This window comes from Martinezella dioscoreae, from assembly GCF_009176305.1.
GTDB classification, from domain to species: Bacteria; Pseudomonadota; Alphaproteobacteria; order Rhizobiales; family Rhizobiaceae; genus Rhizobium; species Rhizobium dioscoreae.
The window spans coordinates 1-22678 of sequence record NZ_BLAJ01000002.1; the positions used below are offsets into that span (position 1 = coordinate 1).

General features: G+C 59.2%; 19 protein-coding genes. 9 read left to right on the forward strand and 10 right to left on the reverse strand.

Annotated elements, in window-relative coordinates; genetic code table 11:
• On the reverse strand, positions 1–522 hold a 522-nt coding region (locus tag GDN47_RS06570; protein ID WP_152092859.1), incomplete at its 3' end, for a hypothetical protein.
• 250 nt (positions 523–772) lie between these two features.
• On the opposite strand from GDN47_RS06570, the gene tolA reads away from it, so the two are divergent.
• A complete protein-coding gene (tolA, locus tag GDN47_RS06575) occupies positions 773–1435 on the forward strand; it encodes a cell envelope integrity protein TolA (protein ID WP_152092860.1) in 663 nt (220 codons plus the stop codon).
• Between the two features lie 382 nt (positions 1436–1817).
• Here tolA and derI read toward each other — a convergent pair whose 3' ends face one another.
• From derI to GDN47_RS06610, 7 genes are all read right to left on the reverse strand, one after another.
• Positions 1818–2273, reverse strand: a complete 456-nt coding sequence (gene derI, locus GDN47_RS06580; RefSeq protein WP_069615612.1) for a D-erythrulose-4-phosphate isomerase — start codon at positions 2271–2273, stop codon at positions 1818–1820.
• Between the two features lie 10 nt (positions 2274–2283).
• A complete protein-coding gene (locus GDN47_RS06585) occupies positions 2284–3054 on the reverse strand; it encodes a triose-phosphate isomerase (RefSeq protein ID WP_113332808.1) in 771 nt (256 codons plus the stop codon).
• Positions 3051–3827: a DeoR/GlpR family DNA-binding transcription regulator gene (locus GDN47_RS06590; RefSeq protein WP_152092861.1), complete on the reverse strand. Its 777-nt coding sequence runs from the start codon at positions 3825–3827 to the stop codon at positions 3051–3053. Before GDN47_RS06590 ends, GDN47_RS06585 begins: the two co-directional genes overlap by 4 nt.
• A gap of 119 nt (positions 3828–3946) precedes the next feature.
• Positions 3947–4885, reverse strand: a complete 939-nt coding sequence (locus tag GDN47_RS06595; RefSeq protein WP_152092862.1) for a sugar-binding transcriptional regulator — start codon at positions 4883–4885, stop codon at positions 3947–3949.
• 126 nt (positions 4886–5011) lie between these two features.
• On the reverse strand, positions 5012–5944 hold the full coding sequence (locus GDN47_RS06600) for a sugar phosphate isomerase/epimerase family protein (protein ID WP_152092863.1): 933 nt from the start codon (positions 5942–5944) through the stop codon (positions 5012–5014).
• 28 nt (positions 5945–5972) lie between these two features.
• The gene (locus GDN47_RS06605; protein WP_113332812.1) at positions 5973–7484 is read right to left on the reverse strand and encodes a glycerol-3-phosphate dehydrogenase; all 1512 of its coding nucleotides are present in this window, start codon (positions 7482–7484) and stop codon (positions 5973–5975) included.
• 77 nt (positions 7485–7561) lie between these two features.
• Positions 7562–9112, reverse strand: coding sequence for an FGGY-family carbohydrate kinase (locus GDN47_RS06610; RefSeq protein WP_152092864.1), 1551 nt, complete (start codon positions 9110–9112; stop codon positions 7562–7564).
• Between the two features lie 904 nt (positions 9113–10016).
• On the opposite strand from GDN47_RS06610, the gene GDN47_RS06615 reads away from it, so the two are divergent.
• From GDN47_RS06615 to GDN47_RS06645, 7 genes are all read left to right on the forward strand, one after another.
• Positions 10017–10673, forward strand: coding sequence for a DUF2291 domain-containing protein (locus tag GDN47_RS06615; protein WP_152092865.1), 657 nt, complete (start codon positions 10017–10019; stop codon positions 10671–10673).
• Positions 10670–12214 carry a sugar ABC transporter ATP-binding protein gene (locus GDN47_RS06620; RefSeq protein ID WP_152092866.1) on the forward strand — a complete coding sequence of 515 codons (1545 nt, stop codon included), beginning with the start codon at positions 10670–10672 and terminating at the stop codon, positions 12212–12214. Before GDN47_RS06615 ends, GDN47_RS06620 begins: the two co-directional genes overlap by 4 nt.
• Positions 12215–12236: 22 nt before the next feature.
• Positions 12237–13289, forward strand: a complete 1053-nt coding sequence (locus GDN47_RS06625) for an ABC transporter permease (protein ID WP_041678207.1) — start codon at positions 12237–12239, stop codon at positions 13287–13289.
• Positions 13290–13388: 99 nt separating this feature from the next.
• Positions 13389–14336, forward strand: coding sequence for a D-ribose ABC transporter substrate-binding protein (locus GDN47_RS06630; RefSeq protein ID WP_069615621.1), 948 nt, complete (start codon positions 13389–13391; stop codon positions 14334–14336).
• A 269-nt stretch (positions 14337–14605) separates the two neighbouring features.
• Entirely contained in the window at positions 14606–15361 is a 756-nt protein-coding gene (locus GDN47_RS06635) for a DeoR/GlpR family DNA-binding transcription regulator (protein ID WP_350223831.1), read from the forward strand.
• 53 nt (positions 15362–15414) lie between these two features.
• Complete coding sequence (locus GDN47_RS06640; RefSeq protein ID WP_152092867.1) at positions 15415–16944, forward strand: FGGY-family carbohydrate kinase; 1530 nt, start codon at positions 15415–15417, stop codon at positions 16942–16944.
• 59 nt (positions 16945–17003) lie between these two features.
• Positions 17004–18746, forward strand: a complete 1743-nt coding sequence (locus tag GDN47_RS06645) for a glycerol-3-phosphate dehydrogenase/oxidase (protein WP_152092868.1) — start codon at positions 17004–17006, stop codon at positions 18744–18746.
• Positions 18747–18755: 9 nt separating this feature from the next.
• Here GDN47_RS06645 and fba read toward each other — a convergent pair whose 3' ends face one another.
• Positions 18756–19820 (reverse strand): class II fructose-bisphosphate aldolase, encoded by a 1065-nt coding sequence (gene fba, locus GDN47_RS06650; protein WP_113352441.1) that lies wholly within the window; start codon positions 19818–19820, stop codon positions 18756–18758.
• 536 nt (positions 19821–20356) lie between these two features.
• Here fba and GDN47_RS06655 point away from each other — a divergent pair.
• Positions 20357–21475: a mannitol dehydrogenase family protein gene (locus GDN47_RS06655; RefSeq protein WP_113352443.1), complete on the forward strand. Its 1119-nt coding sequence runs from the start codon at positions 20357–20359 to the stop codon at positions 21473–21475.
• 246 nt (positions 21476–21721) lie between these two features.
• Here GDN47_RS06655 and GDN47_RS06660 read toward each other — a convergent pair whose 3' ends face one another.
• Entirely contained in the window at positions 21722–22621 is a 900-nt protein-coding gene (locus GDN47_RS06660; protein ID WP_233789785.1) for a lysophospholipid acyltransferase family protein, read from the reverse strand.
• Positions 22622–22678 lie beyond the last annotated feature (57 nt).

Consider the following 22678-nt stretch of genomic DNA (forward strand, 5'->3'; position numbering starts at 1 on the left):
TTCTTCACTCTCTCTATGCGGCAAGCTGGTCAGAATTATAGCGGTGAGGGGTGAGCCGTCTGGGTTCGATTTAATCGCGGTTTGTGACAGTCCCGGAAATGGTCCGCCAAAATTCTCGACGGGAATTGAGGTATTGGTGACATTATATCCTGCTGGCCAGGTAATAGGCATATTGCTGGCATTTGCTGCCTCCGAATTCGCAGCGGTAGACGTCTTCGTCAATTGGCCGATTTGCGCTGCCAATACAAGCAAGGCCAGCCCCCACAAGCTCAAAAGGAAAGCAGTTCGCGATCGCCGAGCCAAACGTCCAATAAGATAGGCGAGGCCGTAGGGGATTATGATCGCGCCAATAAGGGTACCTAGCAAAGCGCCGCCTTGTTGCGCGGCGAGCTCCGGCGACGTGGCGTCCACAACCGATAGGCTGTGCAACACCGTGCTGACGATGGCCATGAGAGCCAGTAGAAGCCACTGCCACCAACTCAATTTCTTAAAGCCTGGTCGCTCCTTGTCGACGGTATCCATATTTCGGCAAGCCCAAATGCGTAAGGTGGAAGTCTGGCATATAAAACGATTCACATGCGGCTACCATTGAGTCCGTAATGAATCAACAAGGCCACGATGTCATGAACCACTTAAGCTCCTTCGGATGACAGGATCTGGCAGTAATGATCGCTGCGTGCCATGTAATTTTGGCCATCGACTGCTTTACCAAGCGATGCTAAGAGCTGCCACTTGTGATCGTTCGTACCATTCCAGTGGTTGGATATTACCGATGCGAAGTCCTTTCGCACAGGCGTTCGTTTGTGCCGGCATAGCATTCACGCTCTTCTTGGCAGGCCTCCTGGCTGTTTTCGGGTTAGCCGGACCTTACGCCGGTGAAGCACTTGGCCGACTGCTTTTTACGGTCGCTGTACCTGCACTTTGCACCGGCTTTTGGGCAAGCAAGTCTGCGACAACCTGGCCATTTTTACGCATTGCAATCACGTTCACGATGATCTTTTTGGCTGTACTTGCCTTGCAGGCTATCGGCGCGAGATCCCAGATCGGTCCCGCGGAGCGAAACATGCAGAGCGATCAATTAGCTTTCGGGCCAATGACGGGTACTAAGGAGGCTGAGAAACAGCAAAGATCGCCTGCTTCACCCGACATCCAGACCATCATCCGGAAAAATCTGATGGCCAATATCGCGAGTTGCTGGATTCGGCCCGACGCCGTTCCCTCCGAAAAGCCGAGGTTGAAACTCGTCCTCGGCCGCGACGGTTCGCTCCTATTGAATCCCGTTGTCATCAATTCTTCCGACGATCCCCGTTTCGCCCCCTTTGCAACAAGTGCTGTCAAGGCAGTTCAACGCTGTGCGCCGTTCAAGGATTTAGCCCCCTATCAGGATCTTTACGATCAGTGGCGCGAAGTATTGATCGATTTTCAGGCCGGGTGAGGCAAACATAAGAAACTGTGTCTCTTCAGAAATATCTGTGACCGGTCTCATGAGTCGGTTCTATGCCAGGAACGCCATCCACAATGGCTTCCAAACATTGGTGAAGCCTCGAAGGTAACGTCCTTGAGCGAGCTTTACGGACAGGCGTCGACGAAATGTGCATCGGCCCGACAATAACCGTTGCCTGAGCAAGGCTGCGCGCTCGTCGTCGATCCCTAATCCAGCGGCAAGACCACGATACGATATCGAGCGGAATCACCTTAGGCGATCCCACCCGTTTTTTGGAGGCTGATGACATTTGAGAGGCAGCTAGCTGCCAAGAGGCGCGAGGCAGCCAACGCTCGATACACACTCGGTTTCAGCCTTCAGACCAAAGCCGTTCTTAACGGGCGTTGTACTTCGCATCGACCTCGTTGATGGCCTTGACGTTGCCGGCAGAGCGGCCGTTCTCATCGAAGGTCTGGGCGAGGAAGGCGTCTGCAATTGCCTTGGCGAGTTCGGTACCGATGACCCGGGCGCCCATGGTGATGATCTGGGCGTTGTTCGACAGAGCGGCGCGCTCCGCCGAATAGGTGTCATGCGTTAGTGCCGCACGGATGCCCGGCACCTTGTTGGCCGAGATGCAGACGCCGATGCCGGTGCCGCAAACAAGGATCGCCTTGTCATAGGTGCCGTCGATGACGCCGGAGGCGACGCGGTCGGCGAGATTGGCGTAAAACGCATCGGGGCCTTCATCGGTGCGCGAGACTTCGCTCACCTCGAAACGGTCCTTCAGATGGTCGGCAAGAACCTTGGCGAGGCCTTCGCCGGCGCTGTCTCCAGCAATAGCAAGCTTCATTGTATGCTCCTCAGAGTTTGGCGGCGCACTTGGCGAGGATGTCGAGATAGCCTTCGACGTTCCAGGCCGAGCGGCCAATGAAAAGCCCGTCTACGTTCGGGCAGGATATGAGTTCTTCACAGTTTTGCGGATTGACCGATCCGCCGTAGAGGCACGGAATCTTTCGGCCGAGCACGTCTTGCGCGACCGCAATGATCTCGGCCTGGCGTGCATCGGCATAGGAGGGCTCGGCGGGAATCCCCTTTTCGCCGATCGCCCAGACCGGCTCGTAGGCCAGCAGGATTTCAGCCTGCTTCTGGGCGTCGGAGAGCTTCGATAGCGCACCGATGACCTGCTCGCTCAGAATCTCGGTTGCACGCCCGCTCTCGCGATCTTGCAGCGTTTCGCCGATGCAGATAAGCGGGATCAAGCCATGACGGACGGCTGCCGCGGTCTTCAATCCGACGGTTTCGTTGGTCTCGCCAAAGTGTTCGCGACGCTCCGAATGGCCAAGCTCGACGATGTCGAGATTGCAATCCTTCAGCATCAACGGGGAGATTTCCCCTGTCCAGGCACCCTGGTCGGCCCAATGCATGTTCTGGGCACCGACCCTGACGGAGCTTTCCGACAGGATCGACTTGACCTCGCGCACGGCCGTGAACGGCGGAATGATGAAACGCTGAATACGGTCGTCACGCAGGGTATCGGCGGCGCGCAGGGCCTCGGCGAAAGCGCGCGCCTCCGCGAGCGTCTTGTTCATCTTCCAGCTCGTGCCGATCCAATAGCGAGGCTTTTCAGTCATGTCATATCCTGGTTCGAGGCGATGGTAAGGGCGATGCCGTCGCGACGAAATTGCGCGACAATGGCGGCATCAGGCGCGTGATCGGTAATCACGGCATCAAAATCGGTAAGATCGGCCATCACATGCAGAGCCGTATGGCCGATGCGCTGATGGCTGACGAGCAGGCAGCTCCTGGCCGCCGACGCAATCATCGCCCGCTTCGTGCGCACGACGTTATCGTCCATATGATAGGCGAGCCTGCCGGAAACAGCCGGCGTCGACAGGAAGGCAATATCAGCCCGCAGGCGCGATAGTGCTTCCTCGGTAACGACGCCCAGAAAGGCGTTGAACTTGGCGGAATAGACGCCACCGAGCGCGATCAGTGTAATGCCGCTTTCGTTCCTCATGCGGTCTATGATTGCGGCATTGTTGGTGATCAGCGTCAGCGGCCGCTTCTGCAGCAGCATCTCGCCTAAAACGGCGGCCATGGACCCGTCATTGATCATGACGGTCATGCCGGGCTCGACCAGATCGAGTGCTGCGCGCGCCATCGCCAGCTTCTCGTCATGGCCCTGACGCTCGCGGAAACGAAAATCGCTTTCAAACTGGGTGCCGGCATCGATGGTCGCGCCGCCGCGAACCTTGCGCAGCACGCCGGCCTGCTCGAGATCATCGAGATCGCGGTGGATCGTCATCTTGGACACAACGAAACGATCCGCCAGATCGTCGAGATCGACGGTTTTATGCTCGATGAGCAGATTGATGATCGATTGCTGGCGCTCTTCCCGTTTCACCTTTTACTCCGGCCATCGGCCCGAAATGGAACTTCGAGAAATATAACACCAAAATCTCACAATTCAACATTACTGTTGTTACATTGAGATAAATTCGTGTTTCGCCGCCAGCATCATTCCTAGCTCTTCAACAGTGCCTGCGCTGTTTTCTCATCCGTGATCAGCCCATAGAGACAGCGGCTCTTGAGGACCGCGCGGATGGCTTCGACCTTCGGCAATCCGCCTGACAGTGCCACCAGCCGCTCGCCCTTCATGCGCGGCAGGGAGGCAGACAATGTGCGAGAGGTCAGCGTGGTCTCAAGGATATTGCCGTCGGCATCGAAGAAATGGCCGAGAATTTCGCCGACGCCACCGGCTGCGGTGATTTCCTTGATCTCTTTAGGCTCCACCATCCCCGACAAGACAAGCTGCGCGTCGGTATCGACCGTGCCGAGACCGACCAGCTTGAGATCGGCGCCGTTTGCAAGATCGAAGACTTCTTTCACGCCGCGCTGGGCAAGCAGCACGTCGCGATCTTCGCGCGTATTGGCGAAGAACGGCACCGGCATCACATGCGATTGCATGCCGGTCTTTTCGGCAATGCGATGCATGACGTCATAGGGATTGGCAGCATAATTTCTCGTCAGGCCACCGAGCAGCGAAACGAAGCGCAAATCCTTGGCGCTGACGCGCGACAGGTGATGGACGGCGGAAGAAAGCGTTCGCCCGTGGCCGAGACCGATGACCTTATTGTTGCCGCTCTCGATTTCTCGCCTCAGGAAACCCGCGCCCGCCTGGCCGAGCGCGCGAAACTCGAAGCCGTCTTCGCCGAGATCGGGCGCGACCTCACAATATTGCAGGCCGAAGCGTGCCGAAAGCTGCATCTCAAGCTCGACGCATTCGACGATATCGCCGTCGATCGTCACCTTGACGACGCCTTCGGCGACCGCGCGCGCAATCAGGCGATGCGCCTTCACCGAGGGAACGCCAAGACGTTTTGCCACTTCGGATTGCGTAAACCCGCCGGCATAGTGCAACCAGGCCGCCCGCACGGCGAGCGAAGCATCTGCATCCGTCATCGTCCGTTCCCTTTCATTTTGCTCTGCATCGTCCTCGCCTGTTCTCTCCGGCCATAACGTCCCGATCCGGCTACCTCCTCGAAAGGATTTGGCGTTCAGGGAATCGGGACTCGTCCGCCCCACCGGCTAGATATGCAAGTCGCCAGCGCCCGTGTCGATATGGGGCGCCCAGAAGGCGATGCTTTCGGCAATCTGCGCGATGACCTGACGATCGTTCGGTTCGCGCTCCTTGAACGACAGTTCCAGGCAGATTTCGTTGTCCTTGGCGCCTCCTTCGGCAAAAGCCTTGAGCAAAGGTTCGGGCTGGATACGGCCCTTGGCATTGAACTCCGCCGTGAAGGGGCGATGCCCACCCTTATCCATCAGGCTCTGCTTGATGTGAATGATCGGAGACACCCTCGGCACGGCACGCGCCCACGCATATGGATCATAATCGTCGGGATTGGACGAGGTGACATCGCCATGATCGATATCGGCCATCATCCACATCGGAATGGCGAAGGGCGCCTTCGTCAGTCTGTCCTGCAGGGAAAGGCAGGCATCGATCGTCTCGCCGAATTCGCGGCCGATGCTCATCGGCTCCCAGAAGATGTAGGAGAGGCCGGCAGCCCGAGCATGTTCGGCCACCTCGCCCCAGCACTCGATCGCAATCTCAATCAATTCCTCGCGCCGGGCCGGATCGTCATAATCCTTGTAAGTGAAGATCGCAAACTGCGTTCCGACGGAATGACCACCGAGATCCGCGGTGATATCGGCAAAGGTCTTGAACCAGTCAACGTAATAGCGGCGGACATCCTTGTCGGGATGTCCGAAATGGTTGAGACGGCCATAGGGACCGGTCATTCCTGAGGTTACGCGAACGCCGGTGCGCTTCAATGCCTCCTGCATGTCGCGCGTCAGGCGGCGAATGACCGGCGCCTGCCAGCTCGGATTGATGAATTCGTGCGTCAGCTGCAGATCGCGGATACGCAGATCGCGCGCCACCGTTTCGATCAGGTCGGCCGGCTCGGCAAAGCGATTGACAAGCGGATTGGTGTTGAGTGAAAGCGTCAAGGGCATTTTAGGTCTCCCGGCAAGGTCTGTTGGTTCAGGCGGCGAGCGCCAGCTCGGCGTCGAACCAGGCCGCGAAATCCGCCTTCTCTTCAGCGGTCATACGCAGACCTTCCTTGGTGCGTCGCATCAGCACGTCTTCGGCCGCCTGCGCCCATTCGGAAGCCACGAGATAGCGAACCTCGGCCTCATAGAGATTGCCGCCGAAATGGCGGCCGAGTTCAGCAAGCGACATCGCATTGCCGACGATCTGTCTGGTGCGGGCGCCATAGAGATGGCCGTAGTGATTGACGAGCGCACGCGGCATCCAGGGATAGGCCGCTCGCAGGGTATCGGCAAAGGCAACGTAGTCGGCATTCGGAATCTCGCCGCCCGGAAGCGTGGCGCCCCGCGTCCAGTCGCCGCCCATCTTCGGGAAGAATTTTGCAAGCCGCTGCATGGCGTGTTCGGAAAGCTTGCGGAAGGTCGTGATCTTGCCACCGAAGACGCTCAGGAGCGGCACACCACCGGTCTCGTCGAGATCGAAGACATAGTCGCGCGTGACGGCCGAGGGATTGCCCTTGCCGTCGTCGAACAGCGGGCGGACGCCGGAGAAACTCTCGAGCACGTCGGATCTGCGCAGCTTCTCCTTGAAGTAGCGATTGACCGCCGTGATCAGATAATCGATTTCCTTCTCGTCGGCCTTCACCTCCTCCGGCTTGCCCTCGTAGGGAATGTCGGTCGTGCCGATCAGCGCCTTGTCGCCTTCATAAGGGTTGATGAAGATCACGCGCTTGTCGTGGTTCTGGACGAGATAGGCCTGCTGGCCTGCCCAGAATTTCGGAACGATGATATGGCTACCTTTGACGAGCCGGACGCTGCGCTGGCTGTTCGAGCCGACGACACGGCCGATAATGTCGTTGACCCAGGGGCCGGCGGCATTGACCAGCACGCGGGCGCGCACGGTCCGCACCTCGCCGGAACGCTCGTCGCGCATCTGGACAACCCAGCTCCCCTGATCGCGGCGCGCGCTGACACAGGCCGTGCGCGTCAGGATCTGCGCGCCCTTGGCGGAAGCATCGAGAGCGTTGAGGACAACGAGCCGGGCGTCGTCAACCCAACAGTCGGAATATTCGAAACCTTTCGAATATTGGTCGAGGATCGGCGCCCCTTCCGGATCGCGATGAAGATCAAGCGAGCGCGTGCCCGGCAGCTTCTTGCGGCCACCGAGATGATCGTAGAGGAAGAGGCCGAGACGCACCAACCATGCGGGACGATCGGTCGGACTGTGCGGCAGTACGAAGCGCATAGGCCAGATGATGTGGCTTGCCGAATTCAGCAGCACTTCACGCTCGATCAGGGCTTCACGTACCAGGCGGAACTCGTAGTATTCAAGATAGCGCAGGCCGCCATGCACCAGCTTGCCGGAGCGCGAGGACGTACCCTCCGCGAGATCGCCCTTCTCGCACATGATAACCGAAAGGCCGCGGCCGGCTGCATCGCGCGCAATGCCGGCACCATTGATGCCTCCGCCGATCACGAAAAGATCATAGATTTCCGGTTCCATCATGTCATGCTCCTAAGGATGCCCGTGGCATCATCAATTCAATCTTCTAAGGCCAAGCTCCTCGCCGGCTTCGTCATTGGCTAGTGCTGGGCCAATTTGTCCCAAGCCGGCGCAATCGCCTGACGCACGTCCTTGTAGGCATCGAACAGACGATCATAGCGCTCGATATTTGCCGGATCGGGCGCCTCGGCCTCGCCAAGCAAGGGCGTCACCCAGTCGGCAATGCAGCTGTCCATGTCCTGATAGGCGCCGATCGCGACGGCAGCCATCATCGCGACACCGGCAGCCCCCGCCTCTTCGCGATCCGAAATCCGCACCGGCGCCTTGACGGCGGCAGATAGCGAACCTCGTAGAGCGCGCGAACGGGCGGCCCCTCCGGTGATGCGCAGCTCCGAAGGCATGTCGCCCATGGCCGCGTAGCAATCCCGCGTTGCCATGCCCAGCCCTTCGACCACGGCCCTCAGCATGTCGGCAAAGCCATGCCGCGTCGAAAGTCCGGTAAAGCCGGCACGCGCATGTGCGTTGACGAAGGGACCGCGCTCGCCGGCCTCGGAAATATAGGGGTGATAGAGAAGGTTCGTCGGACGCGCTTCGGCAAACCACGCATCGATGCGCGGAATAAGGTCGGAATAGGAAATCTCGCTACCGCCAGCTGACATCAGATCCGCCGCAACCTTGAGAATCCAATCGATATTGATGGTCGCGCCCATATTGGTCTGGACCTGCGTGACGATACCGGGGATCGGCAGTGCGATAACATATCCCGTCCCCTCTTCGTTGAGCTGGACATCGGGCACGGCCTTGGCTCGCATATGCACGCCCGTCGATCCGATCGTCGAGCAGGCGGCGTTCCGACCGCCAGTGCGGACGCCTGCACCAAGCGCGGTCATGACCATATCGACGTAACCCAGGCAGACTGGCGTTCCCGCACGTAAGCCGGCGGCCTTGGCGGCGGCCTCCGTCAGGGGATGGCTGATCTCCGTTCCGTCGACAATCTCGGGCAGAAGCGAGCGCCGGCGGGCAAGGCCGAGCGCATCGATGACAACCGGATCATATTGGCGGTTGCGGAAATTGCCGAAGGTGAAGCTCGCCTCCGATGGATCGGTCGCCCGTATGCCGGTGAGGTTCAGGTAGAGCCAGTCCTTGCAATGCAGCGCTGTCTCCGCCCGATCGAGAATCTCGGGCATGAAGCGGTCCATATGGGCGAGCTGAGCACCCTGCTGGCAGGTGTTGAGCCCTGTACCCGTCGCCTCGAACCGGGCGCGGTTGTCGGCCGAGGCGCTCAGGCGCGTGACGGTGGATGCCGCGCGGGCGTCAAGCCACAGCCAGGCATCACCGACCGGAGCATTGCCGGAGCCGACAAGCCAGGTGCCGTCGCCTTGTCCGGTAACCGCGATCGCCGCCGTTCGGGCGGCAAGGTTGCCCACCCTCTCCCCAAGGCCGCGCAATGCACTGAGGCAATCCGACCACGTCTGGCCGAGCGATTGAGTGACCGACCCATCCTCTCCCGTCTCATAGCGATTGCGCGCTGAAGCCGAAGCGATCTGCCGTCCGGATAGCTCGAAGGCAACTGCCTTCAAAACCGAGGTACCCGCATCGATCCCGATGATGATCCCGTCGCTTTTAGACATTGCAAGCCAGCTCCACCACGCGACACTCTCCGGCAAGAGCATCGGCAACCATCACAAACATTTTCATTCCTCCCCACACGGCCAAGGGCATAATCTACGCCAGGTCGCATCTATCGTCGCCATCGTACTCTCCACTCCAAAGGGAGGATCGCGAACGAAGCACCAGCGCACACCCGATACCAGCCACGCAATGGATCCGACGCACAGCCGCGACCCATCAAGCAGCTCGCGGCTTTATAACATAATCATATCGTTGTTACAGTAATATTTTTCTGGCGTTGTAATTTTTTTCATATAAAATGGATGTAGTTAATAGGCAAGCCGCAGCAGGGAAAGACTGCAGCAACGCTTTGGAGGAACACGGATCAACGACCTGAATCTCTTGGATCAAATCAGGGAGGCCGGTGAAAAGCGCCAGGCGACCATCTTATAATTTTGAGTTATATCAAATTATTATCGAGAAACTTTTATATCAGGTCGGCCAAAACGACGCCGATCGGCGAACCTCGGAAGAAGGCCGACAAAGCGAGAGCTTCGAATGTGAAAAGGCGGGAAGCACTGAGAACCAAAGATACCGGCCGGATACCGGATCTGTTAAATCTCGGTTGACACGCCCAAAGATTTATAACATATGAAATGCAGAACTTAACATACTTATATCACAATTGTCGCATAGATGCGGCGATTGCGAACCCAAGGTGGGCGACTGGAGGAGACAGCCGTCCGCACGCTGAGGAGGCTTCCTGATGTTGAATTTCCTTTCCGGTGACGGCGCCGCCCGAAGCCAAGCGGAGCGCTCCACGGTGCGAACGCGCGAGCCGTGCTTCCGTTAAGCCGGAACCATCGGACTTTTCTCCCTTTCTCCATCAGGTAATCCGGCTGACATGCCCAAGGTCGTTCGAACATGAATACGCAAGCTCAATATGCAACTGCCAAGCCGACTGGCTCCAAGCTCAAGATCGTCGCCGGCATCGCCGCGGTGGTGATCGTAATCGGCGCCATCGCTGCCGATACCAAGGTGGTCAAGATCGGCTCGGAACACGACGTGCGCGAGCAGGGCTTCCAGCCGGAGACCTTTGGCGCTACCGAATTCCCGAAAGTCCAAGCCGATGTCGAAAAGCGCGCCGTCGATGCAGTAACGCTCGCCAGTGCGGTTATGGCCGACAAGAAGGCGGCCGGCGAGAAATATGGCGTCGCCACCACAACCGGCCCAGTCCTCCCTGTCTCTTTGGCGGGCACGTTCGGCGAGCGCAAGGCCAACCTCAACGAATTCAAGGTCGACGGCATACCTGAAGGCATCACCATCCGCGTCCAAACAGGTCCAGCAATCAACGGTACAGATCTTCGCGATGCCACGGGTAAGATCGAATTCGGCCAGTTCACCAACCAGATCGAATATCAGGACGCGGGCTCCGCCATCAACAATGAGATGAAGAAGGCGACGCTTGGCAGTCTGGATCCGGAGAAGCTGACGGGCAAGACGGCGACGGTCGTCGGCGTTTTCAAGCTCATTAATCCGAAGAACTGGCTCGTCACCCCGGTAAAGGTCGATGTGAAATGAGCCAGGTTCAGCACAATGGCGCCACCACGGGCGAAGTTGTTCTCGCCGCGCGCAATGTTGCCAAATCCTATGGCAGCGTCCATGCGCTGAAGGGCGTCAATTTCGATATTCGTCGCGGCGAAGTCACCACCCTCTTCGGCGAGAACGGTGCCGGCAAATCGACGCTGATGAAGATCCTCTCCGGCGTCATCCAGCCGACATCGGGTGAGATCATTCTCGATGGCGCTCCGATCTCCTTTGCCTCCTCCACGCATGCGCGCGCCTGCGGCATTTCCATCATCCACCAGGAATTGAGCCTGGCACCGAATCTCAGCGTCCGCGACAACATCTTCATGGGTCGCGAGATCATGAAGGGTGGCGTAGTCGATTTTGCCGAGGAAGAGCGCCAGACCCGTGCGCTGATGGAAGAGCTCGAGGAAAATATCGATCCGCTCACACCCGTCGAAGATCTTCGCCTCGGCCAGCAGCAGATCGTCGAGATCGCTCGCGCGCTTTCCGTTAATTCCCGCATCCTGATCATGGACGAGCCGACTTCGGCGCTCAGCGCCAGCGAAGTCGAAGTTCTCTTCAAGGTCATTCGCGATCTGACGAACCGCGGCGTGTCGATCGTCTATATCTCGCATCATCTGGAAGAGGCGCTGCAAATCACCCATCACGCCGTCGTTCTGCGCGACGGCAACATGACCGCCTATGCCGAACGCAAGGACATCGATCTCGAATGGATCGTGCGCAACATGGTCGGCGACAATTTCGACCTCGGCAGCCCGCCGGCAGGCCATAAAATGGGCGATGTGGCGCTGACGATCGATAATCTCACCGTCCCCGGCCCGTCGGGCGCCGCCTATAACGCGGTCGACCGCCTGTCGCTTCAAGTCCGCGCCGGCGAGATCGTCTGCATCTACGGCCTGATGGGCGCCGGTCGTACTGAGCTGCTCGAATGTGTGGCGGGGCGGCTTCGGTCGAGCGGCGGCCGCGTGCTCCTAGGCAACACCGAGGTCGGCGGTCTTTCCATTGCCGGCCGGATCGCGCAGGGGCTGGTGCTGGTGCCGGAAGATCGTCAGCGCGACGGTCTCGTTCAGACGATGACCGTCGGCTCGAACCTGTCGCTTGCGAGCATCGGTGCCTTTACCAAGGGTCTTTTCACATCGAGCGGCCGTGAGCGGTCGTTGGTGAACGACTCGATCCGCAAAGTTCACATCAAGACCGATGGCGGCGAGGCCGCAATCGGCTCTCTGTCCGGCGGCAATCAGCAGAAGGTCGTTATCGGCAAAATGCTGGCAACGGCGCCTCGCGTGATCCTGCTCGACGAACCAAGCCGCGGTATCGACATCGGCGCGAAGGCTGAAGTCTTCAAGCTGCTCGCCGAGCGCGCCAAAGAGGGTCTGGCGGTGATCTATTCGACCTCGGAAGTCGCCGAATGCCTGAGCATCGCCCATCGCATCATCGTCATGCACCGCGGCAAGATTTCTGCCGAATTCGGTCCTGATGTCACCAAGGAAAAGATCATGGCCGCCTCGGGCGAAGCAGTGGTCGCGCACTAGCCGCATTCATGGAGCACTGATTATGTCAGTCACGAACATTACAGATAAGAAACCAGTATCCAACGGACAGCGGCGGAATTTCAGTCTCGTGCGGCTGATCCTGGAAGGACGCGCCTTCTTTGCGCTGATCGTCATCATCGCGGTCTTCTCCTTCCTGTCGCCCTACTACTTCTCGCTCAGCAACTTCCTGACTATGGCCTCGCATGTTGCGATCTTCGGCATCCTCGCCATCGGCATGTTGCTCGTCATCTTGAATGGCGGCATTGACCTGTCGGTCGGTTCGACGCTTGGCCTCGCCGGCTGCATTGCCGGCTTCCTGATGCAGGGCGTCACGCTGTCGAGCTTCGGCGTCATCCTCTATCCGCCGGTCTGGGCTGTCGTCGTGCTGACCTGCATCCTCGGTGGCGTGGTCGGTGCGGTCAACGGCGTGCTCATTGCCTATCTGCGCGTTCCGGCCTTCGTCGCTTCGTTGGGCGTCCTCTATGTTGCCCGCGGTATTGCCTTGCTGATGACGAACGGCCTGACCTACAACAATCTCGGTGGCCGCCCCGAACTCGGCAATACCGGCTTCAACTGGCTGGGCTTCAACCGCCTCGCCGGCGTCCCGATCGGCGTCATCGTCCTTGCGGTGCTTGCGATCATCTGCGGTATCGTTCTCAGCCGCACCGCCTTCGGCCGCTGGCTCTACGCCTCGGGCGGCAACGAGCGCGCTGCCGATCTTTCCGGCGTTCCGGTCAAGCAGGTCAAGATCGCTGTCTACGTGCTTTCAGGCATTTGCGCCGCCATTGCCGGCCTCGTCCTGTCCTCGCAGCTGACCTCGGCCGGTCCGAATGCCGGCACCAGCTATGAGCTGACCGCAATTGCCGCCGTCGTCATCGGCGGCGCCGCGTTGACGGGCGGCCGCGGTACGGTGCGCGGCACCATGCTGGGCGCCTTCGTCATCGGCTTCCTGGCGGACGGCCTCGTCATCATCGGCGTCTCGGCTTATTGGCAGACGGTTTTTACCGGCGCGGTCATCGTGCTCGCCGTGCTCATGAACAGCATCCAGTACGGGCGCCGGACCAAATCCGGCTGACACTGCATCAAGACTTGTCCCCGGTCGGTGAGATGCCGATCGGAGAAAGGACCGCCGGTTCGCCGGCATTACCAGAGCTCATCAAAGGGAGAGAGACTAATGTTCAAAAAAGGTTTGCGCATCGTCATGGCAGCAGTTGCTGTGGCACCGCTTCTAACGGGGGCCGCCTGGGCCGCCGGTCAGATCACCGTCATTGTCAACGATCCGTCCAACCCCTATTGGCTGACGGAAGGCAATATCGCCAAGGCAACCGCCGAGAAGCTCGGCTATACCGCCACAGTCGGTGCGCATAAGGGCGATACCAACACCGAAAGCAACCTGATCGATACGGCGATCACCAACAAGTCGGTCGCAATTATCCTCGATCCGGCCAATGCTGACGGCTCGGTCGGTGCAGTCAAGAAAGCCGTTGCAGCCGGAATCCCGGTTTTCCTCGTCAACGCTGAAATCAACCAGGAAGGCCTTGCCAAGGCTCAGCTCGTTTCCAACAACGCCCAGGGTGCGGCGATCGGCGCTCAGCAGTGGGTCGAAGCCGTTGGCGACAAGGGCAATTATGCCGAACTCTTCGGCTCGCCTTCGGACAACAATGCCGCTACGCGCTCGAACGGCTACGAAACCGTGCTGACGCAATATCCCGACCTGAAGAAGGTTGCCAAGGAAGTTGCCAACTGGGACCGCACCCAGGGCCACAACAAGATGCAGTCGATCCTGCAGGCGCATCCGGACATCACTGGCGTGATCTCCGGCAATGACGAAATGGCGCTTGGCGCGATTGCCGCTCTCAAGGAAGCCGGCAAGCTCGCCAACGTCAAGGTCGGCGGCTTCGACGGTTCGCCGGACGCTGTTGCTGCCATCAAGGCCGGTGAGCTTCAGTACACCGTCCTGCAGCCGGTTGCCGTCTTCTCCGAAGAAGCCGTCAAGCAGGCCGACAGCTTCATCAAGACCGGCAAGACCGGTGCCAAGAGCGAAAAGCAGCTTTTCGATTGCATCCTGATCACAAAGGATAATGTCGACAAGTACACGGCACCTTTCGTTCTGTCCGAGTAATGATATCGGGGGCGCCGGAACTCGGCGCCCCTATCCCTAGACCGCGGCGGGCGGCACCCTGGCTCAACATTAGACAGAACTTGCAGAAACTCTGATAGCGAACTGTTCTTTATATCTTTTTCTATAACGTGAAGTTCGCTGCGGCAAGTTAATCTCCGCAAGGTTCAGCGTCAGAGGCCAAAGTGACAGACAAGACAAGCCCCGTATCATTCCTGCAAGACGAGCTGCCGAGCGACAGCCGGCATTCGCGCCAGATTGCCAGGCGCCAGATGATCGCCGAAGCCGTCATGGCGGAAGGCTCGATGCGCATCGAGGATCTGACTGAGCGCTTCGGCATCAGCCTGATGACGGCTCATCGCGATGTCGACGAACTGGTCAGCCGAGGCCTGTTCCGCAAGACGCGCGGCATCGTATCGGCCGCAGCGACCAGCCTGATCGAATCGAGCGACGTCTATCGCGCCAACCGGCAGGCAAGCGAAAAGAAGATGATCGCCGCGGCTGCCATGCAGTTCATCGAGCCTGGCCAGGCAATTTTCCTCGACGATTCCACCACTGTCCTGCAGATGGCTTCGCAGCTGCCGGCCAAGGTTCCTCTGACGGCGATCACCAATTCGCTGACGCTGATGAATGCGCTGAAGGATATGCATGACGTGACGCTTCTGGCGCTCGGCGGGCAATATTATAACTGGTGCAACGCCTTCATGGGGCGGATGACGATCAACGAAATCAATCGTTTACGCGCAGATGTAACCTTCATCTCGATGTCGGCCATCATCGACGACGTCGTTTTCCATCAGTCGCCCGAGATCGTCGATATCAAGCGCGCGATGTTCGATAGTGCCGCCAAGCGCATCTTGCTGATGGATCATACGAAGTTCGAACGGCGGGCGCTGCATAGTTTCGCGCATCTCAGTGAATTCGATGTCGTCATCGTCGACGAGAAGACACCCGCCGCCCATCTGGAGCGTATGCGCAACAAGAATATCAACGTGGTCGTCGCCAAAGGCGACAAGGAGCGATCGTGAGGCTGAAGCCCGCAACGGCCACCTCTTTTCGTTCATGATCAGGAGTCACGGGAATGCCGAGTCTGCTCGGAATTGACAGCGGTTTGACCGTCACCAAAGCCGTCATCTTCGACATTGACGGAACGCCGCTTGCCGTTACGCGCCGTCGGGTGACCCAGTTCATGCCGAAGGCACGCCATGTCGAGCGGGACATGGACGAACTCTGGAACCAGACGGCCGACGCCATTGCCGAGGCGATCAGGCTCAGCAACCGCCCGGCAAGCGATATCCAGGCGATTGCCGCAACCGCGCACGGCGACGGCATCTATCTGCTCGACAAGGCAAAGAAGCCGCTCGGACGCGCCATTCTTTCGCTCGACAGCCGCGCCGGATCGATTGTCGAACAATGGTTGAAGACTCCTGTTGCCCAAGCGTCTTTGAAGCTGACCGGTCAATTGCCGCATGTCTCGGCCCCATCGGCGCTCCTTGCCTGGATCAAGGTCAATGAGCCCGAGCGCTTTGCTGAAATCGGCCACATTTTGAGCTGCAAGGACTGGCTGCGGTTCTGCCTGACTGGCGTTGCCGGTACCGACCGTACCGAAGCAAGCACCTCCTTCACCAATGTTTCGACGCAGGATTATTCTGCAGATGCCCTGGAGCTTTTCGGCATTGCCGAGGTGACGGGTGCCTTGCCACCTGTCTCGCGATCCGACGAAATCGTAGGATACGTGACAGAAGCCGTCGCGAAGCGAACCGGCCTTGCCGAAGATACGCCCGTCGTTGCCGGCCTGCACGACGTGACCGCCTCAGCCCTCGGAGCCGGCGGCTATGCGTCCGGCGTCGTCGCCGTTATTGCCGGCACCTATTCGATCAACGAGACGCTCTCCTCGGAACCGCGCGTCGACGGCCGCTGGTTCTGCCGCAATGCCATTGCACCGGGCCAATGGAACAACATGTCAATCTCGCCGGCGTCGTCGGCGAACTACGAATGGTTCCTCGACAAGCTCTGCGCCAGAGAAATTGCAAGCGCGGAAGCAGCGGGCAAGTCGATCCATGCCGTGCTCGGCCCCGAGATCGAGGCGGCGTTCAACCGGCCATCGAGCGCGCTCTTCCACCCCTATCTGTTCGGCTCCCCCTATGGCGCTGAGGCAAGCGCCAGCTTTTTCGGGCTTGGCGGCTGGCATGATCGCGGCGATATGCTGCGCGCCGTCCTCGAAGGCATCGCCTTCAACCATAAGATTCACGTCGATGCCCTAAGCGACGGTTTTTCTTTCGATCAGGCAAGGCTGGCAGGCGGCGTCTCGCGCAGTCCGATCGTCGTGCAGATGTTTGCCGACGTGCTCGGCATGCCGGTCACCGTCACCGAAACCGACGAAGCCGCGGCCTGGGGGGCCGCGCTTTGCGCCGGTGTCGGGATCGGTGTCTATGCCAGCCCGCAAAGCGATCCGCGCGATGTCGGCAAGATCGCCAGAACCTATCATCCGGATTCCGCCCGCAGCGCCGATTATCGCGTCCGCTACGACCTCTTCCGCGACATCGCTGAAGCAATGACGCCGCTCTGGCCGCGGATCGGCAATCTCGCGACCCAGCACTCCCAAGCCTAAACCAAAATTGCGCCGCGCGAGAAGACTCTGTCGCGGCAGTTCACCAGGACAATGATGTTATGACCGATAGGACCACCGATCTGAAACAACGCTTCTCGCAGCTTCAAGACGGAGATGTCGATGTTGTCATCCTCGGCGCAGGCGTCAATGGCGCGGGGCTGTTTCGCGATCTGTCGCTGCAGGGCATCAACTGCCTGATCGTCGATAAATCAGATTTCGGCTCGGGAACGAGTGCTGCGCCATCCAGGCTGATCCATGGTGGCCTGAAATATCTGGAAACAGGCGAATTCGGCCTGGTCGCGCAATCGGCGCTTGAGCGAAACCTTCTGCTCAGGAACGCGCCGCATTGCGTCGAAGCACTGCCGACCTTCGTGCCGATCTTCTCATGGACACGCGGCATCTGGGCAGCCCTACGCACGCTGACGGGTTCGACCACCGCCCCGCGCAGCCGTGGCGCCTTGCTTATCAAGATCGGGCTCGCGCTCTACGACTTCTTCGGTTCGCGCAACCGTGTCATGCCGCGCCACCGGTTCCTTTTGAAGCGCCGGGCGCTGAAGGAAATGCCGCATGTCACGCCTGAGATCGTCGCCGGCGGTATCTATTACGATGCCAAGATCAGCCGGCCGGAGCGACTGGTCTACGAGCTCGTCAATGACGGGCTAGAGGCAAACAAGGGCTCGCTTGCCGCAAATGCGACAAGGCTTGTTTCGTCAGCCGACGGCCTGCTGACCTTCCAGCGCGCGGACGGCTATGCCTTTTCGGCCAAGCCGAAGCTCGTGATCAATGCCGCCGGTCCATGGATCGATCATGTCAACGCGGCTCTTGGAGCACCCGCCCATCTGATCGGCGGCACCAAGGGATCGCATATCTTGCTCGATCATCCCGAACTGGTGCGCAGCCTCAACGGCCACATGATCTATTTCGAAGCCGATGACGGGCGCATCTGCCTGGTCTACGGCTATCTCGGCCAGGCGCTTGTAGGATCGACCGATATCCCTTGCGACGATCCAGACAATGTTCGCTGCGAAGAGCCGGAGATCGACTATTTTCTCGACAGCCTCAGGTCGCTCCTTCCGAGCCTGCGCTTCGACCGCGATCAGGTGACCTACAGCTATAGCGGCATCCGCCCCCTGCCCGCCTCGGACGCCTCGTCACCGGGCCTGATCAGCCGCGATCACTCCGCACCCGTCTTCGAGCCGCAGGTCGGACGTCCCTTTCCGATCATTTCTCTGGTCGGCGGCAAATGGACCACGTTCCGCGGCTTTGCCGAAGAGGTTGCCGATACCGTGCTGGCGCGTCTTCAACGCAGCCGCAAGACGTCCACGGAGCGGCTTGCGATCGGCGGCGGCCGGGATTTCCCGGTCAATTTCGATGAGCGGGCGAGCTGGAGCAAGTCAGTGGCGGCAAAGGCCGGCGTCGAAGCCAGCAGAGCGGACGAGCTGCTCAGCCGATACGGTACGACTGCCGCAGCTATTCTCACTCGCCCTTCGGACTATAAAGACGGCCAACGCATCAGCGGCGCACCCCGCCACAGCGCGCTCGAGATCGATTGGATCGCGCGGCAGGAGATGGTCGTACATCTCTCCGACATCGTCTTCCGGCGTACGACCATGGCGATCGAGGGCCTGCTGACGATCCAGGGATTACGCGAAATCGGTGCAATCGCTGCAGCAGCCCTGCAGTGGGACGCACAGCGACTGGCCAAGGAGATCGACGATGTCGTTGTATCGCTGTCGAAATTTCACGGCCAGACGCTGAGCGAAGAAAGCGTGCGCCAGGCGGCAGGCCCGGCGGCACGCTGATCATCTGGCTCAGGAGAAAACCGGGTCGAGCGAACCGGATTTGTAACGCCTGGCCATTTCGGCAACGGAAAGCGGCTGGAGACGCGAAGCGTGGCCGGCCGTGCCGAACTGTTCGAAGCGCTCCTTGCAGAGCTTCGTCAGTGCAGCCATAGCGGGCTTCATATATTTACGAGGATCGAACTCGCTCGGATCCTCCTGCAGCACGCGGCGGATCTGGCCCGTCATCGCCATCCGGCCATCGGTATCGATGTTGATCTTGCGTACGCCGTTCTTGATGCCGCGCTGGATCTCTTCGACCGGCACGCCCCAAGTCGGCTTCATCTTGCCGCCGTATCTGTTGATGATCTCCTGCAACTCCTCGGGCACCGAGGAGGAGCCATGCATGACAAGGTGGGTATTGGGCAGCTTGCGATGGATCTCCTCGATCACGCTCATCGCCAGCACCGAACCATCCGGTTTGCGCGTGAACTTATAGGCGCCATGCGAGGTGCCCATGGCAATCGCCAGCGCGTCGACCTTGGTCTCGCGCACGAATTTAACCGCCTCGTCCGGATTGGTGAGCAACTGATCATGAGACAGCTTGCCTTCCGCCCCATGACCATCCTCAGCTTCGCCCATGCCGGTTTCCAGCGAGCCGAGCACGCCAAGCTCACCCTCGACGGAAATGCCGCCGAGATGTGCCATGTCGGTCACCGTCTTGGTCACGCCGACATTGTAGTCCCAATCTGCCGGCGTCTTGGCATCCGCCTTCAGAGATCCATCCATCATGACCGAGGTGAAGCCGGCCTGGATCGCCGTCATGCAGCTCGAGGGATCGTTGCCATGATCCAGATGCACGCAGACGGGAATATGCGGGTAGATTTCCACGACTGCGTCCATCATGTGTTTCAGCATGATGTCGTTGGCATAAGCCCTGGCCCCCCTCGACGCCTGCATGATCACGGGCGCGTTGACCGCATCGGCCGCTTCCATGATGGCGAGCGCCTGTTCCATATTGTTGATATTGAAAGCTGGAACGCCGTAGCCGTTTTCAGCGGCGTGATCGAGCAATTGCCTTAAGGTGATACGTGCCATTCAACTCTCCCCTGGGTCATGATGGGCGGCTAAGATCGCGTGGATGTTGCTATTTGCCCGACCTCGTTATGGAGATGTGCGCCGTCAGTATGTGACTACGCTACAATCCGGCAAACAGGGCATGCAGACATCCTCCCGTACAAACATAACAGCAAAATATGACAAAATCACAGTTTTTGTGAGATTTTCTTCGATTTTCACAAGGAGATCAGTCTCGAATGTGGGGAATAGAGGTTACTGTAGCTGCGGGAGAGATCCGATCGCGCCGCGGCTCCATTATTGATCGTCATTTTGCCGGCAACGGCGAGGCATGACGGGTCACTGAATAAACAATCGAAGAATACGCGATCGAGTCCGTGCTCCTCGAGCTGCTGCGGCAGCCCAACCTGCATTCACTTCCATAAAAACATTGACTGCTCATGGTTTCGCTGTTTTCTATAGATAAAAAACAGAAGCCGGCCGGACTGCATGAAAGTTGCATGTTGCCTCAGCCGGACGGTCCTATTCATCAACATCGAATATGGGAGGAAAGTGGCGTGAGCTCGCGGATCATCCAGCTCGGCACCAGCCGGTTCTTGCAGGCGCATGCGGCATTCTTCGTGCACGAGGCACGACAATCCGGCCAGGATGCTGGTCCCATTGCTGTCGTTCAGGTTTCAGGCGCCAGCAGCCGCAGCGGGCGCGTCGCTGCCTTCGGCAATCCGGCTGGCTATCCCGTCATCATACGCGGCATGTCGGATGGGCAACCCGTCGATCGCAGCGTCCAGGTCATGAGCGTCGATCGCGGCCTCTCTGCAGTCGAACACTGGGGGGAGCTGTCAAGGCTCTTTGCCGAGGATGCGGAATTCGTCATCTCCAACACCGGCGAAACCGGCTACCAGACATGGCCGGAGGAAGACCGCTTCGTCACAAACGGCCAGGTTCCGCGATCTTTCCCCGCCAAGCTTGCCGCGCTCCTCGTCAGACGCTGGCAGGCCTCCGGGCGCCCCCTGGTCATCCTTCCTTGCGAACTGATGACGGGCAACGGCCGCGTTCTGAAACAGACGGTCATCGATTGCGCCCGGCTCAACGATGTGCCGGCTGAATTCTATACCTGGCTCGACGGCCACGCTGCCTTCGCCGACACCCTGGTCGATCGCATCGTTTCCGAGCCGATCGAGCCGATCGGCGCTGTTGCCGAACCCTATGCCCTGTGGGCGATCAAACGCGCGCCCGGTGTCCGCGCGCCATGCCACCATCCAAGCATCGTACTGACCGACGATCTCGCCCCTTATGAGCGCCTGAAACTGCATATCCTCAATCTCGGCCACACCTTCCTTGCCGAAATCTGGCAGCGCGAAAGTCGTCCGGCGGACGAAACCGTGCGCGCCATACTGGCCGACAAGGGCGTAAGGGCGAGACTCGATACTCTCTACGAAAACGAAGTGCTGCCCGGCTTTGCCGCAAACGGCATGGGCGACGAGGCGAAGGCCTATGTCGCTACGACACTCGACCGCTTCCTCAATCCTTTTCTAGACCATCGCATCGCCGACATCAGCCAGCACCACCCCGAAAAGGTGGCCCGCCGCATCCATGCTTTTCTGGATTGGGCGGATAAGGCCGGCAGTAAATCGGGAATGCCCGAGCTGCGACAGATCGCGGCGCGCTATTCTTGAGTGCGCCGATGAGAGGTCTGCTTGAGCCTAAACGAAGATCTGGGGGTGAAGTGGTAATAGGGTTGGACAAGTTAAGCCTTCCATCGGCCCTTAAGGCAGCGCAGGCCTGATCTGGGCCGCTTTCCAATTCAATTGCTCAGCCAAAAGTTTCGGAGTTCACTAAAGTGTCAGCGGGTGGAGGCGCGTTCCCGATCCACCGGCGCGTAGGCTACCTGCGAAATATGGAGATTGATTCACTACTCTCAGTTACAGCCGATTATCGACAAAATACCATTGCTCCATGTGCGAGCGCACTATGGGTTCTACTACCGTATTCAAATGTGCGACATCATGAACAAGATATTTCCTAACGTCTGATCCTTCAGGGAGCACGAAAGGCTTCAGGGCCGTCAGCGCAAATCGCACCCCCGTCTCCCGGACGATATAAATCGGATAGATCAGTGCATTCGTCCTTCGAGCCATTCGCGCGATGAGCGCATAATTGCCCTCAAGATGCACGGGCCTTCCGAAGAACGGCGCTCGGATATGCCCGTTGAAGCCCTCGTCACAGAACATCAGCAAATTGCCGCCGTTCTCCAGGATTCTCAGGGCCGGGCGCACGAAGCTGCGCCCGGGTTTCAAAATTCCAAGACCCGCCCTCTTGCGCAAGCGGTTGACGATATAGTGGCGTGAGCGGCGTTTGGGCGGGTCGTAATTCATGGTGACGTCGAGTCCCATGTCGAGAAGGCAATGCCAGAGTACCTCCCAGTTACTGATATGGGGCGCGATGAAGATCACCGGCCCTTTACTGCAACGCTCGACCAGTCCTTCGATGCCAATCATGCGAACGTGCCGCCGTGCCAGTCTCGGCACCACTGAATATTCCGCCATCTGCCGCCCTTGAGAATCGGCATAAGCCCTGAGGAGCTTATCGAGCTCTGCATCGCCAAGCTCGGGCCTGATCATCTTGAGATTGGCTGCGGCGCGCGCATAAGCGCCCTTATGGAATCGCGGAGCCAGAACCCGCCCGAGCCAACCGCCAAGGTCGGAGCAGACGCTCGCCGGCAATAGCATGAAGGCAAAATAGAGGAAGAGATCTATCGCGTTGTCGATATTCTCATAAAGCCAATAGCGCAGAAATGCCTTGCGCCGGTCGCCGCCAGCCACGAAATCGGCAAGGCGTGGAGCTTTCGGCGGCTCATAGGTCCAGGCCTTGCGCTTTCC